Origin of the sequence: Candidatus Cloacimonas sp., assembly GCA_035403355.1 — a bacterium.
In the GTDB taxonomy this organism is placed as follows: domain Bacteria; phylum Cloacimonadota; class Cloacimonadia; order Cloacimonadales; family Cloacimonadaceae; genus Cloacimonas.
The window spans coordinates 1-16,497 of sequence record DAONFA010000039.1; the positions used below are offsets into that span (position 1 = coordinate 1).

Below are 16,497 nucleotides of genomic sequence, written 5' to 3' on the forward strand. Positions count from 1 at the left end.
TTACCTCTGCATCTCGTTGCAAACCACAGAAGAATCGGTTTAGAGTCAAAACTCCGCAACCTCAAAATTGTGAGTTAAAACAAGAATAATACCCTTCCCAGATAAATGCCGGAATTTTCTCAATAACCCTCCGATATGACTCCCATATCGTTCCCATATCGCGATATGGGAGTGATACGGGAATCTCATTAGCCGCATAGCGCAAAGAAGAAGAAGCTGGTAAACAGATAGCTTGGGATTGAAAAAAGGTAATTGGTGCGGATAGTGAGTTATCGCATTATGGTGTTGTTATTCTATACCGTGTTGATTTCGGGTGATTGAAAGTTGGGTTGGAAGGGTGTATGCTTTTGTTTTAACTCACAATTTTTCAGATTTCAGACCAGCTAAAAAGCGGTTGTAAGTGAAAAAATTCGCAGGGTGTGGTTTCATTGAAGGCAGGTGAAAATTGTAAGTCAAAACCTCCCACCGATGGCATCGTGATTTTTTAGAAGGGGTTGACCAGGAGGTCAACCATCCGCTCTCGCCCTGAAGGGCTTTTTGGCAGAGGGCAGAAAGCGGAGAGCGGAGAGCGGAGAGCTGAGAGCAGAGAGCGGAGAGCTGAGAGCAAGGAGCGGAGAGCTGAGAGCAAAGATCAGAGAGCTGAGAGCAAAGAGCGGAGGGTGTGTCGTCCTGAAGGGTTTTAAGTTGGTATTCTTCATTTATCCATTATTTTTCATTCGTTCTTGACAAAATCTCTTTCTTTTTTTGACTGGTATGAAAATAGTGGAGATAAGCGATGGAAAACCGGATTTATGAATACTTAAGTGTATTCATAATGGCGTGGCTATTTGTGTATGGTTTAACGCCTTTCATCATTCGTTTGGCAAATGCTTTGAACTTTGTAGATAAGCCCGAAGCGCGTAAGATACACTTGAAAAACATTCCTCTTTTAGGGGGTTTAAGTGTAGCCACCGGTTTTGTATTGCTGTGTATTTATGATGTTTTGATATCTCCGGGGCGTTATTTGGATAAGCCGATGCTGGGTTATTTAGGTGGTTCAATTTTTATTGTTTTAATTGGCTTGATAGATGATCACAAGGGAATGGTTCCGCAGGTAAAATTAGCAGGTCAGATAGCGGTAAGTTTGCTGTTTATCGGCACGAATTTTACCGTTGGCGAATTGGGGTTGATGTTTGGCAGCATATATCTTTCCTTGCCGCTGATGTTATTGTGGATGGTAGGATTGATGAATGCGCTCAATTTTTTAGATAATATGGATGGCATATTAAGTGGAATGGCCGGCATTTTAGGGCTGGGATTTTTTGCTTTTGCTTTAATCAATACTACGCAGGCAAATCAGGAAGCGATGGCTTTAATGGCACTAATAGCTCTTAGTTTTGCCGGTTCCGCTTTGGGTTTTTTACCCTATAATTTTAATCCGGCGCGCATTTTTTTAGGTGATGCCGGCAGTATGTTTATCGGTTATTTTTTATCCTCAATGGGAATCTTGATGGCTCGTTATGCAGCCAATCGTTATAATGACAGTTTTTTTTATCTGCTGCCGGTGCTGATGTTATCTTATGCTATTTTTGATATTTCGCTGGTAAGTTACACTCGCAGAAGGGATGGAAGGCAAGTTACCCAAGGGGGCAAAGATCATAGTACGCACAGGATGAATACTGTTTTAGGTTCGGTTAAAATAACTGCGATAATGATTTACACCATCAATGTGTTGATTGCGTTAACCTCAATAATTATCTTTAAAATAGGCAATCGGCATTTACTGATCATAACGACCGTTATTTTTGCCCTTTTCTTTTTATTTATTGGCAGAAAGCTGGATAAGGTGCCTATTGTGGTTCCGGCGAACCAGCAAAAACACAAAACGGGGTAAATATGGAACTGATTATTTTAGGTGCCGGAGCAGGGATGCCCGAACCGGGCAAACATCTATCCAGTATTCTAATTCGTAGAGCGGAACAATTGATTATGGCGGATTGTGGAGATAGCTGTGCTCACCGGTTACTGGAACATAATATTGCGGCAGAAGAATTGGATGCCATTTTTATAACGCATTACCATCCTGACCATATTGGGGGTCTGTTTATGGTTTTGCAGATGTTGTATTTGCAAAATAGAAAACGAGACCTGTTACTTTTTTTGCCTGAGCGTCCTGCTTCTTTTCTGGAAATTTTACAGCTGATGTACACTTTTCCGCAAAAATTCGGTTTTAACTTGTTGATTAGGGATATGGAACAAGCGGAGCTATATTTTGATTGGATTTCTGCCGTTCCTAATGATCATTTGCTGCGTTATGCCAATATTATCAGTGAGCATAATTTGCCAAATCAAATGCAATCCTGGTCACTCTGTTTTACCGGAAAAAATGGTAACTTTGTTTATACCAGTGATATAGAAACAACCGACTGCATTATGGAGATATTGAAAGAGGCACATACGGTTTTAGTGGATGCTGGCCATCCGGAACCGGAACAGATATTAAAATTACAATATACTGCCCTCAAGAGAATAATCTTAACCCATGGACTAAGCCCGAAGCTGGAAGAAAAGAAAGATTTGCTAAATCCTGAGATATTTGAATTTGCCAAAGAAGATGTTGTTTACCAGATATAGAATCATTTTGCTGCTGATAATGCTGATTGTTCTTAGCGGCTGTGAAATTAACCGTTTAAGAAGTGCGGAAGATTTATATAACAAGAACTTATATGCCGCAGCCATTGAAGAACTGGATGATCTTGTTTTAAGTGCAGAAAATAGAGCTATTGCCACGCGAGCTGAAATAGTGCGTTCCAATTGTTATTCTGCGTTGGCTGAAGCAGCCGTGGAAAGAAAGAACTGGACCCTGGCAATCCGTTTTTTCAAGCTTGCCAATTCCGATGCTGCCAATTTGCGGCTGGGAGAAATTTATCTAAATCTTGCTGCGGAAGCAGAAAAAACAGGTAGTCCGGTAACCGCTAAAGCATATTTGGATGCCATTCTTAGAGAGGTTCCCGATAGTCCATTATTACCAGAAGTATTATATCATCGGATTGGATACTTTATAGAAGTGAAATCCGATAATGAAGCTGCTTGGAATGACTATATGCGTTTGTTTGATAACTATCCTAATAGTCCTTATGAAATTCTGGCACGGAATTATGTGCTGCGCTTTATACCGGAAAAATTGCAATATGCTGAAATTTTGAATGAACAGGGCTATTATGCCGATGCCTTAAAAGAACTGTTTGAACTATCCAAATATCCGGTTGTAGATATGGAACAGGTAAATAAACAAATTTCCGCCGTTTATGAAAAACAGGCAGAAGAACTGCTTAGCGAACAGGATTATATTGAAGCTGACCGTTTATTCAGAATTGCGATGCAATATTACCCTCAGAAAAAAGCCAGCATCACTAACCGTCTGGAATCCATCACCAACCTTTTTATCCAAAAAGGCAACAGTTTACTGGAAGCAGGCGATTTTGAAGGTGCCTTGGCTCATTATCGTAAGACCTTTGATATAATACCTGATTACCCTCCAGCCATGGAAGCAATAAACCGTCTATTTACAATTCAGGAAAACATCCGCAAAGCAGCGAACCTCTATTCTCAGGCAGAAAAAATGGAAGCAACCGGTAAACTGAATGAAGCATTGCAAACCTATAATGCAGCTTATGCTTTAGACCCTAAACCCGAATATAAACAAAGAGCAGGTTTAATTCAAAACTTGATTGAAGCCAATAAAAATCCTTCGGCTTTTGCCCGCAAAATAATTACTGAATATAGGGGTGGATTATTAACCAACCGGATTCAAAAGCAAAAGCAAGAACTGCTGAAACGCTATAAGCAAAATGAGATTCAAGATAGCGGATGGAAATTGATGCTCTCTACAGGACAGTATAAGTATGAAGCACGCTACGACTTACTTACGCCTAATGAGACCTATTTGTATGTGTGGCAAATCAATTTGCGAGACCGGAGTATTATTCCTTTAAACAAACTCTCTGAGGCGTTGATGCAATGAAAGCAATGAGCAAAACTGGAACGGCTCTTATTGAACGACAAGGATGTCGTTCTTCCGGAGGGTTGATGTCCTCATCAACCACAAAATGTGAACGACAAGGATGTCGTTCTTCCGGTGCAATGAAAGCAATGAGTAAAATATTCATCTTCTTTTTGCTGTGCATAATTTCCGGATTTCCGGTGCTTCCGTTAAATGCACAGAGCTTTGATATTCAGGCATTTTCTGACACTACTAAATACGGCTGGAAAGATTATCTGGATAGAAATGCCTATCGTCAGGACTTGAAACAGCGTCAGGACTTACTGCAACTTTATGAAATGGAAGCCCAACCTTTAAATTCCAATATCTTAAAATCGGTAATTATTCCCGGTTGGGGTCAATTCTCAACTAAAGAAAGCACCAAGGGAACTGTTATTTTGGGTGCGGAAATAGTGCTGGCAGGTTCTTCCCTCTATTTTATGGATAGAGCTATGGGAAAATATAACTTATATAAACAGGCAACCCAGGTAGATGAAATTGAAAAATATTACAAGGATGCGCAAGTTCCCTATCAATATTCTTTTATCCTGATGGGTTTTGCCGGAATAATTTGGGCTTACAATATCTTTGATGTAATTCAATCCACACAGGATTATAATGTCCGCCTGTGGGAAGAAATTATAGAACGCAGTAAAAGCGGTCCTATAAATGTTACTCCTGCAGGAATAGAAGTGAGGTTTTAGATGGCTAACCGCTTGGTAATAATAATGCTTATTTTACTAACTGCTTTTCTCGGTTCCTGCAGTTTGAAACGCAGTAATCCTCTTGATCCTAATGGCAATCAAGATATTGTTATCCCTGAACCGGTTACCGGAATTACTTATGCAACCTCTTCTCAAAATCAAATTCCCTGCAGTGTAACAGTATCCTGGAAAGCAAATAGCCCTTATAATACAGATGGCTATTATATTTACCGCGGATTGGGTTATTATTCATCTTTTGCTTTAGTAGGTGATGTAAAAGACACCCTCTTCGTGCATAGCAGTGCTAATGACCCTACGGTTAGACCTGGAGATTATTACTATCGTGTTTCTGCCTATAATGAATATCCTGAAGGCAAACTGGAAGGTCGCAGGTCTGAACCAAAATGGGTTCGTATCCCTTAGCTATGGACCATAATTTTTATGCTTCCCAACTGAACGAAAGGCAGCTGGAGGTAGTAACTGATACAGAAAATCCCGTTTTAGTGCTTGCCGGAGCCGGTTCCGGAAAAACCCGCTCCTTAATTTACAGGACTGCTTATTTAATTAAAGAACAGAATGTGCATCCCTGGAATATCCTGATTGTTACTTTCACGAATAAGGCAGCCCGCGAACTGCAGGAACGCCTGGAAAAATTATTGAATATTCCGGTAAGGTCTTTATGGGTGGGAACTTTTCACTCTATCTGCTGTCGCATTTTGCGTTATGAAAGTGCTAACCTGCCTTTTAATGCCAATTTTTCCATTTACGATGACGATACTCAAAAATCGCTGCTGAAGAAGATTTACAAGGAATATGGCATTGATAAACAGAACTTTCCCGTTAACCATATTCTAAACCGCATCAGCCGATACAAAAATAAACTGATGCTACCTGAAGATATTCAAATGCAAGAAGAAGATAAAGATAGTGAGTTTGCTGTTTTTTTGAATATTTACCGGCTTTATCAACAACAGCTTTTACTAAATCAGGCATTAGATTTTGACGATATCTTGCTGTGGACGGCTAAACTATTGATGACTAATAACACAGTGCGAGAAAAATACCGCGCTCAATTTCAATATGTGATGATTGATGAATATCAGGATACCAATACAGCTCAGTTTGAAATCGTGCATCAAATTGCTGCTGGACATCAAAGGGTTTGCGTTGTGGGAGATGACGATCAGGCAATTTACAGTTTTCGGGGAGCCAGTTTACGCAACATTCTGGAATTTGAAAAGGATTATAACTGCGTGCATAGCATTCGCTTAGAACAAAATTACCGGAGCACAGGAAATATTTTAGCTTTAGCTAATGCCATTATTGCCAATAACAGAAGAAGACACCGCAAAGAACTTTGGAGTGAACTTCCCCTTGGCGATAAACCAATCCTTGCCGTTTATGAAAACGAAATTGAAGAAGCAAATAGAATTACCGAGGCAATTATAAAACTGCAGGAAAAAGGGATTCCTTTACGCAATATAGCTGTTTTATATAGAACCAACGCCCAGTCCCGGGTTTTTGAGAGTGCTTTAATTCAGGCAGAAATTCCTTACAGCATCGTGGGTGGAGTGCAATTCTATCAACGCAAGGAAATTAAAGACCTCCTGGCATATCTATATGTTTTAAGTAATCTGAATGATAACGAATCCCTCTTAAGGATTATCAATGAACCCGCAAGAGGAATTGGACAGACAAGTATCAACCGCCTAATCGGTTTTGCTAATAAAACGCGGATTTCTCTTTTCAGGGCAATCCAAAATGTGGATGCCATTGAAGATATGGGAAATCCGGCAAAAAAGAGAATAGGTGAATTCTGCTTACTAATGGAAAGATGGCAGCAGAGCGTTTCCCAAAAACCTGCTCTGGAACTGGTGAAAACCATTGTGGAAGAATTGGGCTTAATTAGCCATTACCAGAATAGTAACGATCCTCAGGATATTGCCCGCGCTGAAAACCTGGTAGAATTTGTAACTTCCGTAAGTGAATTCAGTGAGCACTTCTATCAGGAATATGAACGCGAACCTGTAATTGCCGATTATTTGCCTTATGTGGCTTTGCAAACAGATTTGGACAGAGTGAAAGAAGGAGTGGATTCCATTCGGTTAATGACTTTGCATAATGCCAAGGGCTTGGAATTTGAAGCAGTGTTAATTGCCGGTTTGGAAGATGAACTTCTCCCCCATAGATTAAGTATGAATAATCAGGATAGCATTGAAGAAGAAAGACGCCTGTTTTATGTAGGCATCACCAGAGCAAAAAACTATCTGCATTTAAGCTATACAAAAAGTCGGCGCTTGTATGATACATTTTATTTTCCTGTTCCGAGCCAATTTTTGGCAGAAGTGGATTCCGGATTATTTTGTTATTCGGAGGGTGATTTTGGCATCGCTCAGCCCCCGAAACGAATGAAAAAACCGATTAAAGTTATCACTGAAAGCCAGAAGCATTATAGAATTGGGCAGAAGATTTTTCATCCGGAATATGGCAGAGGCATAATATTAAATGTAGATGGCGAAGGTGCTGATGCCCGATTGACGATTTCTTTCGGCAATAAATTAGTTAAAATAATTGGAAGCTATGTTAAGAGTGAAGAGGGCTAAATGGTGAGTTGGCAGTTGGCGAGATGGCAAGATGGCGAGATGGCGAGATAGCGAGATGGCGAGATAGCGAGATGGCGAGATGGCGAGATGGTGAGATGGCAGTTGGCAAGTATAAAGAATTAAAATAATCTATCTGTGTTATCCGTGAAATCTGTGAGAGACAGAATTAGAGACAAAGAATATATCTGTGTTATCTGTGAAATCTGTGAGAGTAAATGTTATACGATATAATAGAAGAAAGATTAGTCCAAAGCGAATTTATGCAAGGGTTGCTAAAGCTTCCCTTGAAGGACAGGTCTATCCAAATTTATCACCTCAATCCAAGTGCGCGGGCTTTGGTTGCGGCTCATTTATGGAAACATACCGGTAAAAATGTAATCGTTATTTCTCAGGATGATATTATCGCTGAAGATATTTGGGATGATCTTTGCATTTTAGTTGGCAAGGAAAACTCTCACTATTTGCCCGATTATGAAATATTGCCTTACGAAGAGCGTTCTCCGCATTACAGCATTCGGGCAACGCGGATGGAAACTATGCTTTCCACTTTAGCTAATAATGAAAGTGCTATGTATTCACTTTCCATAAGAGCTTTGGGGCGTTTTTTACCTGCGCGGGAACTGCTTTCTGACCATATTTTGCATTTAAAACAGGGTATGGAAATAAGTCCCGAGACCTTAATCCATAATTTATACGATTTGGGTTATGAAATTCAATATCAGGTTAGCAAGGTCTTTCAAGCAGCCAAAAGAGGTGGTATAATAGATGTTTTCTCTCCCCCACTTACAAATCCTGTGCGCCTGGAATTTTGGGGGGATGAAATTATTGGAATGCGGGTTTTCTCGCTTGCCACACAACGCAGTTTGGAAGAGTATGTAACCGAGCTGACAATTCTGCCTGCCCGTGAACTTGCAGTTAGCGATATTGACAGTGGTTCACCTATTATTGCTAAAATTCGGGAACAGGGTTTTTTTGAAGGTATAGAAAATTATTATGCCTTGCTGTGTAATAAACTACAGACCTTTGCAGATTACTTTGATAATGACAACCGCATTCTGGTGTGGAATAATTATTATTACCTGCGGGAAGAGTATGAAAATCTTTTTGAACAGGCAATAACAACCTGGAAAAAAGAAGCAAAAATTAAAGGAAGGGGACGCGTTCCCCGTCCGGAAAAGATGTTTGCGGATTTGGATACTCTGGTTGAGATTAAAAGTGCAGGTGAAAATATCTACCTTTCACAAAGCGAATTTGAGCTTTCTTTTCCCGTTTTAAATATTCGTGCTCCTTTTATTAGCCAACCCGAATTTGAATCCGATTTGAATTTGCTGGCGGAAACGCTGCTTACCAAAAGCAACGAGAGCTGGCAGAATACTTTGCTATTTGATAATCTAAGCCAGGCAAAGCGACTGCAGGAAAGCATTGGCAGCATTCCTTTCAACCAATTTATCGGGGTTTTGCATAGCGGTTTTTCCATTGAGGACTGCTCTTTGAATTTATGGACTGACCACGAGATTTTTAACCGCTATAAACGCAAGCGTTATGCTCCTCGTTATGCTCCAGGAGAAACCATCGTTGATTATGAAGACCTGAAACCGGGTGATTATGTTGTCCATATTGATCATGGCATTGGGGTTTTTGAAGGACTGCAAATAATCCGTTTGGACGGTTCTGAAGTTGAATGCCTGGTTTTGCGTTATGCCAATGACGATCGGGTTTATGTTCCTACTTATCAGCTTTCCCTGGTAACTAAATATGTAGCGGAAGAAAGTGCCAAACCGGTATTGAACAAGCTTGGCAGCTCTAAATGGAATAAGACCAGACAGAGAGCTGCACAACAAATTGAACTTATTGCTGCGGATATAGTTAAGCTCTATGCACAGCGTAGTTCACGCATTGGAATTGCCCATCAATCGGATAGCGAATGGCAAAAGGAATTGGAGGAATCCTTCATTTATGAGGATACCCCCGATCAAAGCAAAGCCACTAAAGAAATTAAAGAAGATATGGAACTTCCGGTACCGATGGAACGTTTACTGTGCGGCGATGTTGGCTTCGGAAAAACCGAAGTTGCCATCCGGGCTGCCTTTAAAGCTGTTTGCAGTGGCTATCAGGTTGCTGTTTTAGCACCTACAACTTTATTGGTGGAACAGCACTATCGGGTTTTTAGAGAACGCCTGGCTCAGTATCCGGTAAAAATAGCTATGTTCAGCCGTTTTCGCAAAAACAGCGCTATGCAAAAAGACATTTTAGGGCTGAAAAGCGGCTCTATTGATATCGCTATCGGAACTCATCGTCTGCTTTCCAAAGATGTTCAGTTCCAGAAATTGGGGCTGTTAATTATTGATGAAGAACACCGTTTCGGAGTGCGCCACAAAGAAAAACTAAGAGCGATGCAAAGCAATGTGGATACCCTTTATATGAGCGCTACTCCTATTCCGCGAACATTGAATATGGCACTCTCCAAACTGAAAGAAATTTCCCTGATGCAGACCTCGCCTAAAGAAAGATTACCGGTTAGAACTATTATAACTCCCCGAAATATGGATGTTATTAAAGATGCCGTGAGAAGAGAAATTGACCGAGGAGGACAGGTCTTTTTTATTCATAATCGGGTGCAAACCATTGAAACCGTGGCAACCGAATTACGCAATGCAATGCCTGCAGTTCGTTTTATCGTTGGGCATGCACAAATGGCTGAACACCAATTGGAACAAGTGATGACCGCCTTTTTGGCTAAGGAATATCAAGTGCTTATTTCCACAACTATCATTGAAAACGGAATTGATATCCCCAATGCCAATACCATTTTAATAGATAATGCCGATACCTTTGGTTTGGCACAATTATACCAAATGCGAGGCAGAGTAGGAAGAAGCAATAGACGAGCTTATGCCTATCTGCTTATTTCCAAAGGAACTACTACAGTTGCCCGCAAGCGATTGGAAGCATTAACGCAATACGATTATTTGGGAGCCGGCTTTCAAGTTGCCTTAAGAGACCTGGAATTAAGAGGTGCGGGAACAGTTTTGGGAACCAAACAAAGCGGAATTATTCAGGCAATTGGCTTTAACTATTACAACCGCATTTTAGGGAATGCCATTCAAGCAGTGGAAAAGGGTGAAACAACTAACCTGTTTAACGATGAAACCACGGAAACAAGAAGAAAAGTGAGAACTGAAATAGACCTTTATTTTCCCCCCGGTTATATTGACGATGATGAAGAACGCCTGCGTATTTATAAACGCCTGAGTGAATTGGAGACCTTGGCAGATATAGACGAAATGGAAGTGGAACTTTTAGACCGCTTCGGTAAAATGCCGGAACAGGCAAGATGGTTACTAAACTATTTCAAACTTAGCCAGTTAGCCAATAATATAGCCCTCCAGGATTGCCAGGTTAAAAATAATAGCTTAATTATGGAATTTGAAGCGAGTAATTTACCTGCCAAAGAACGGCTGTTGCATTTTACCGCTAAAATACCTCAGCCAATTCGTTTTGAAGCAGGAAAAAACCTGAAAATTATTGTTACTTTAGACCCTGAGGCAAGCTATCTGCAACAATTTGAGACGGGGATAGAGATCCTGAAAAAATGGTAACCGCTGAGAGGAGTATTTTACCACTGAGAACACTGAGGACACTGAGAGTTTATTTTACAATGAGGAAAAGAGATTTACTTTAGCCACCGAGAACACCGAAAGCACCGAGAGTTTATTTTACCACTGAGAACACTGAGAACACTGAGAAAATTGATGTCATTGAGATAATTTGTATGACCAAAATCCTCTTTTCCTCTTTTTCTCTTTGTTCAATCCAATTTTTTTCCTCTTTTTCTCTTTTTCACTTTGTTCAACCCAATTTTTTTCTCTTTTTCTCTTTTTCTCTTTGTAAAATAAACTCTCAGTGTTCTCAGTGTTCTCAGTGTCCTCAGTGTTTTTCAGTGTTTTCGGTGGTCTCGGTGGCTAAAATGTTCCTCTTTGTAAAAATAATCACGCATTGTTCTCCGCGTAAAAACAAAAATCCTTGACAATGCAGGCATTATCAAAATAATGACTTTACATAGATAAATACATATAGAATTAAGGAGATAGATAGAAAATGAAACGCACTTACCAGCCCTCAAACAGATCACGCAAAAACACTCACGGTTTTCGTAGTCGGATGGCTACTAAAAACGGACGCAAAGTGTTAGCTCGTCGGAGAGCGAAAGGGAGAAAGACCCTAACCGTATGATTTTATGTTACGGTGGATTACTTCCCACTCTGAATATGCAGAATTTTTTCAGCCCGATTTTCAATTGCGGACAGCTTATTTTTATGTGCCTGTGTTATATACGGAAGGTGAAACAGCTGTGGGCATTACCATTAGCAGAAAAATCGGTAAAGCCGTTAAACGCAATTTACTTAAACGCAGAATCAAATCCTGGTTGCGCAGCAATCGGGATAATTTACCACTTGGTTACCGTTTCAATTTAGTAGCCAAAAAGGGAGCTTCAGATTTAGAATGGCAGCAACTTTCCTCGGAGCTAAGCAAAATAACAGTTCAATTACAAAGTCGGGTGAGGTATGGAAACGGATAGTTCATCTACCCAATCTGTTATTTCTGGCTCTTATTCGTTTTTACCAGCTTGCTTTTTCTCCTTTTTTACCTGCCAGCTGTAGATTTGAACCAAGTTGCAGTGTATATGGTTATCAGGCATTTAAGAAATATAACTTTTTTAAGGCATTCTATTTAACCGCCTGGCGTATTTTACGCTGCAATCCTTTTCATAAAGGTGGTTATGACCCTCTTCCTTAAAGGACAATAGATGGAAAAAAGAACTTTACTTGCTTTGCTGCTGGTTTTTATTCTCTTTCTGATTTTCAATCAGTTTGTATGGAAACCTCAGCAAGTTCAAAGGCAACAACAACAGCAAAATCAACCCCAAGCGGTTCCTGAAACGGTTGCGAAGCCGGTTAAACCAGATTCCGCTAATTATACTCTAATGCCCGATTCCCTTTTAACTAAGGGAAAAAATCCGGAAGTAATAAAACTTTCCAATCAGCTGATCACCGTTACTTTTAATACCCGTGGTGCCGTTATTCAACAAGTGGAATTGCATAATTTTATGATGCACGACAGCACCAAAGTAAAATTGATTCCCGAGAATAATTCTCTGGCAGATATTAAGCTCTTTCATCCGGCATCCGAAACTCCGCTGCAGGATGTTATTTTTCAATATAAACTTTCCCCTGATGCCAAGGGAGTTACTTTTTTCCTGGGTTCGGAAGCAAATCCTATCATCAGCAAGAGTTTTGCTTTAGATGAGCAATATGGCATTTCTATGGAAGTGAATATTGAAAACTATCAAGTTATAAATGGTCTGGAAGTTGATTTTTCCTGTGGCATTGCCGATACGGAACGCACCACTAAAAGCAAGCAACAGGACTATCGCTTTATGTATTATGCCGATAACGAAATTTTTAAGACGACTCTTGCCAAAATGAGAAAAAAACAGCCATCAGGAACTTTTAACAGTTTTAACTGGATGGCTTTGCGGGGAAAATATTTCACTCTTGCTTTAAAAGAAAATGCACCGGCTTTGATGCGTTCATTTAGCACGGAATTAAATCCCAAAACAGGTAATCCTGCGTTTATAATTAACTCCCAACAAAGCAATCCCAAAGAAAGCTGGAATCAAAGCTTTTTAATTTATGCAGGACCTGCGGATTACCATATTCTGCAAAAATATGGAAAACAAATGGACAGCATTCCCGAAAGGGGAGTTAGCTGGCTGCGTTGGCTATCCAATATTTTTGAAGGGATTCTTAAATTCCTGCATCGTTATATCAAAAATTACGGCATCGTAGTGCTTATTTTTGCCCTAATCATCAAATTACTGTTACATCCCTTAACTCAGCACCAATTAGTCCATAGTATGCGGCAGCAAAAAATGCAACCCTATATAGAGGAAATCAGAAAAAAATACGCCAATGATGTTGTGAAACAAAGAGAGGAATTAACCAAACTTTACAAGGAAAATAAAACCAGTATGACTGCCGGGTGTTTGCCTTTACTAATTCAAATTCCCGTTCTAATTCCTCTTTACAGTGTTTTGCGTTATTCTTTGGATATGCGTAATGCTTCCTTCGGTTTGTGGCTGAAAGACCTTTCCGAACCCGATCCCTATATGATTCTGCCAATTATAATGGGTGGTTTTATGCTTCTGCAATCGCTAATGATGAAACCTAAGCAGGTAAATACTGCACAAATGACAGAACAGCAAAAAATGCAGCAGTCCCAAATGAAGATAATGACTTGGGGTATGCCGATTTTTATGGTCATCATCTTTCGCAGTATGCCTGCAGGACTTGTTTTATACTGGACTGCTTTTAATGTGCTATCCATCATTCACCAATATTATTTAACCAAACACCTCAAGAAAAAGGAAAATTTATGACTACCATAGATAAAAGCGGGGAATCCCTGGAAGAAATAATCAGGAATTTCCGCACGGACTATAAAATTCACGATTGGGAGCTCTCCTACGAGATTCTGAAGAAGCCATCCAAAGGCATTTTAGGACTATTTGCCCATAAACTTGCTCTGGTGAGATTTCAGTTGCCTTCTACATTTGAGAGAGCACAGCTTTTTTTACAAACCCTGCTGCAAAAAATGAGCATTCACTATAGCAATATAAATAGCCGCATTGAAGGCAAAACTCTGTATCTGGAAATTAACGGCAGCCAGGATTCCGGTTTCCTGATTGGAAAAGGCGGCTCTATGCTGGATAATTTGCAATACCTGATTAACCGGGTGTTTGAAGATGATTCTACCCTGGAAAAAATTTACCTGGATATTGATGGCTACAGAGTGCGGCAGGCAGATAATTATTTAAAGCCCTATCTTTCTTCCATTTTATCCGTTAAAGTATCCGGCAAGCCCATAACTCTGGAACCAATGAATGCTTCCGAACGCAGAATTATTCATCGCTTTGTAGAACAGGAAAAAGACCTGCGCACTTTAACTATCGGCGAAGGAGAAAAAAAACGCATCGTTGTCTTCTCCGCCAATCAAAACGAAAAAGATGCCCTCTCCCAAAGTAAACCGGATAGCAAAAAAGGAAGAAATAACCCCTCAACTCATTATCATAAACCGGCTCCCAAACAAAATCCGAAAACAAACAAAGCAGTTACTCCCCCTGAAAAGCCCAAACCGCATTTTCACCAACCCAAAATAGTTAACGCCAAACACTGATGAACCGAATAATCCCTGTTCTGGCAGGTTACTATTGGTCTGATTGCGGTGCGTTTATGGGTGTTTTACCCTACCCGCTATGGCATAAAAAAACAGTTGTAGATCAACGCCAAAGACGCAAATTAAACCTGAACCTGTTGCTTATTCAAAGCGGTAAAAGAAACATTTTAATTGATACCGGTTTGGGAAATCGTCTAACCGATAAACAAAGAGATATCTATCAACCGAGCGAATTTTTGCTGCCCTTTTCGCTTGCTGAATTGGGATTTAAAGATATAGACATCACCGATGTAATTATGACCCATCTGCATTTTGACCACGCCGGGGGAATTATAACCGATTTTGGCTCTAATGATGCCCTCACTTTCCCCAATGCGCAATATTGGATTCAAAAAACAGAATGGGATATGGCAAAAAATCCGGATGAATTAAACCACTCCGCTTATCAATTTGAACAGCAATTAGCTTTACTGGAAAAACGGGGAAACATCACTCTTTTGGAAGGCAATGCAGAAATTGAAAAGGGTATTATGCTTTCCCTCGTGGGTGGACATACTGTAGGTAGCCAAACTGTTGCTATAGATTGTGGCACAAACTATTATCTTTATGCCGGAGATATTATCCCTACCCTGTTTCATACTTCAATGGCTGTAACCTCCGCTTACGATGTTAACAGAATGCAAACCGCAGCCGCTAAGAAAATGATTTACAACCAATTGCAAGAACATAACGGAACCTTGATTTTATGCCACGATACTGAAAAATGGCAAATTCCCTATTCAGAACTGGGACACAAGAAAGGGTTGGCTGGGGAAGTCACCATTGCGGAATCGCCCTAAGGGGCTTTTTTTATTCGGAAGGACGACATCCTCGTCGTTCAAGCACAAGAAGAGGTTGACCAGGAGGTCACCATTACGGTGTCACCCTAAGGGGCTTTTTTTATTCGGAAGGACGACATCCTCGTCGTTCAAGCACAAGAAGAGGTTGACCAGGAGGTCACCATTACGATCACCCTAAGGGGCTTTTGGCAGATAGCAAAGAGCGGAGAGCGTAAAAATATTTACCATTATTAAATTGCATAACGGAAGCTATGCTCCGGTTAGTATCATAATTTGTTAACTTTCATTAGGGTTTATAGTTAACTACCTGTTGCCTGTTCATTTCTTTAATGCCTCTTTAACGACTCTTTAACGATTCCTTAACTTCGTTAAAGAGTCGTTAAAGAAGGTTTAAGGAAGCATAATAGATTCAACTTGGCAGGATATAATGCGCTGTCTAAAAAAAGTTAAAGGTGTCACCACTTACCAGCTAATGTATGGCAAAATAGCATATATAGTTATTTTTGGACGCTATAAATAATAGACAGGCAACAGAGAAAAAGAGACAATGCAAGCTACAATAGTTTTTTATCATTTTTTCCGTAAAAGCTCCTAAGGGCGACACAAAAATAGCGATGGAGGCGTAAGCCCCTCGTAAAAAGTAATCCCCTCGGAAAAAGTAAGCCCTAAGTGCTTTTTTCACTTTCCCGGTTCCCTAAAGCCCTTTAGGGCGACACATTGATAGCGATGGCGGCGTAAGCCCCTCGGGAAAAGTAAGCCCCGAGTGTTTTTTCAATTTCCCGGTTCCCTAAAGCCCCTAAGAGCGACACTTTAATAGCGATGGAGGCGTAAGCCCCTCGTAGTTATAAATTAATAATATCAAGGAGAAAAAAATGCCTGCATCTTATTGTCATTTGGCTGTTCATATCGTATTCTCTACAAAAAATCGTAAGACCTGGCTAAAGAAACCACTTGCTGAAGAAATGTCCGCCTATATCTATGGGTTAATTATATATTTTAAAGAGCATACCTCTTGCTATTGGTGGAATTGAAGACCATTTCCATATTCTTTGCCTGGCTCCTAAAGAACTAAGTATGGTTGAATTTATGGCAAA

General features: G+C 40.2%; 14 protein-coding genes. 13 read left to right on the plus strand and 1 reads right to left on the minus strand.

Annotation, left to right across the window (positions count from 1 at the left end; translation table 11 throughout):
• The first annotated feature begins 775 nt into the window (after positions 1 to 775).
• The 8 genes from PLE33_08355 to rpmH all read left to right on the plus strand — a co-directional run bounded on the left by PLE33_08355 (position 776) and on the right by rpmH (position 11,561).
• A complete protein-coding gene (locus PLE33_08355) occupies positions 776 to 1,873 on the plus strand; it encodes an MraY family glycosyltransferase (GenBank protein HPS61253.1) in 1,098 nt (365 codons plus the stop codon).
• A 2-nt stretch (positions 1,874 to 1,875) separates the two neighbouring features.
• Complete coding sequence (locus tag PLE33_08360) at positions 1,876 to 2,613, plus strand: MBL fold metallo-hydrolase (GenBank protein HPS61254.1); 738 nt, start codon at positions 1,876 to 1,878, stop codon at positions 2,611 to 2,613.
• Positions 2,582 to 4,003 (plus strand): hypothetical protein, encoded by a 1,422-nt coding sequence (locus PLE33_08365; protein ID HPS61255.1) that lies wholly within the window; start codon positions 2,582 to 2,584, stop codon positions 4,001 to 4,003. Before PLE33_08360 ends, PLE33_08365 begins: the two co-directional genes overlap by 32 nt.
• Positions 4,000 to 4,725 (plus strand): hypothetical protein, encoded by a 726-nt coding sequence (locus tag PLE33_08370; protein ID HPS61256.1) that lies wholly within the window; start codon positions 4,000 to 4,002, stop codon positions 4,723 to 4,725. Before PLE33_08365 ends, PLE33_08370 begins: the two co-directional genes overlap by 4 nt.
• Positions 4,726 to 5,148, plus strand: a complete 423-nt coding sequence (locus PLE33_08375; GenBank protein HPS61257.1) for a hypothetical protein — start codon at positions 4,726 to 4,728, stop codon at positions 5,146 to 5,148. It abuts the gene before it with no gap.
• 2 nt (positions 5,149 to 5,150) lie between these two features.
• Positions 5,151 to 7,328: a UvrD-helicase domain-containing protein gene (locus PLE33_08380; GenBank protein HPS61258.1), complete on the plus strand. Its 2,178-nt coding sequence runs from the start codon at positions 5,151 to 5,153 to the stop codon at positions 7,326 to 7,328.
• A gap of 215 nt (positions 7,329 to 7,543) precedes the next feature.
• On the plus strand, positions 7,544 to 10,927 hold the full coding sequence (mfd, locus tag PLE33_08385) for a transcription-repair coupling factor (GenBank protein HPS61259.1): 3,384 nt from the start codon (positions 7,544 to 7,546) through the stop codon (positions 10,925 to 10,927).
• A 499-nt stretch (positions 10,928 to 11,426) separates the two neighbouring features.
• A complete protein-coding gene (rpmH, locus tag PLE33_08390) occupies positions 11,427 to 11,561 on the plus strand; it encodes a 50S ribosomal protein L34 (protein ID HPS61260.1) in 135 nt (44 codons plus the stop codon).
• 81 nt (positions 11,562 to 11,642) lie between these two features.
• Here rpmH and PLE33_08395 read toward each other — a convergent pair whose 3' ends face one another.
• Positions 11,643 to 11,765 (minus strand): hypothetical protein, encoded by a 123-nt coding sequence (locus tag PLE33_08395; protein HPS61261.1) that lies wholly within the window; start codon positions 11,763 to 11,765, stop codon positions 11,643 to 11,645.
• Positions 11,766 to 11,831: 66 nt separating this feature from the next.
• On the opposite strand from PLE33_08395, the gene yidD reads away from it, so the two are divergent.
• The 5 genes from yidD to PLE33_08420 all read left to right on the plus strand — a co-directional run bounded on the left by yidD (position 11,832) and on the right by PLE33_08420 (position 16,434).
• Positions 11,832 to 12,125, plus strand: coding sequence for a membrane protein insertion efficiency factor YidD (yidD, locus tag PLE33_08400; protein ID HPS61262.1), 294 nt, complete (start codon positions 11,832 to 11,834; stop codon positions 12,123 to 12,125).
• A 10-nt stretch (positions 12,126 to 12,135) separates the two neighbouring features.
• Positions 12,136 to 13,767 (plus strand): membrane protein insertase YidC, encoded by a 1,632-nt coding sequence (gene yidC / locus PLE33_08405; GenBank protein HPS61263.1) that lies wholly within the window; start codon positions 12,136 to 12,138, stop codon positions 13,765 to 13,767.
• A complete protein-coding gene (locus PLE33_08410; GenBank protein HPS61264.1) occupies positions 13,764 to 14,564 on the plus strand; it encodes a R3H domain-containing nucleic acid-binding protein in 801 nt (266 codons plus the stop codon). The genes yidC and PLE33_08410 overlap by 4 nt, the downstream gene beginning before the upstream one ends.
• The gene (locus tag PLE33_08415) at positions 14,564 to 15,403 is read left to right on the plus strand and encodes an MBL fold metallo-hydrolase (GenBank protein ID HPS61265.1); all 840 of its coding nucleotides are present in this window, start codon (positions 14,564 to 14,566) and stop codon (positions 15,401 to 15,403) included. The genes PLE33_08410 and PLE33_08415 overlap by 1 nt, the downstream gene beginning before the upstream one ends.
• Before the next feature lie 872 nt (positions 15,404 to 16,275).
• Positions 16,276 to 16,434: a hypothetical protein gene (locus PLE33_08420; GenBank protein ID HPS61266.1), complete on the plus strand. Its 159-nt coding sequence runs from the start codon at positions 16,276 to 16,278 to the stop codon at positions 16,432 to 16,434.
• Positions 16,435 to 16,497 lie beyond the last annotated feature (63 nt).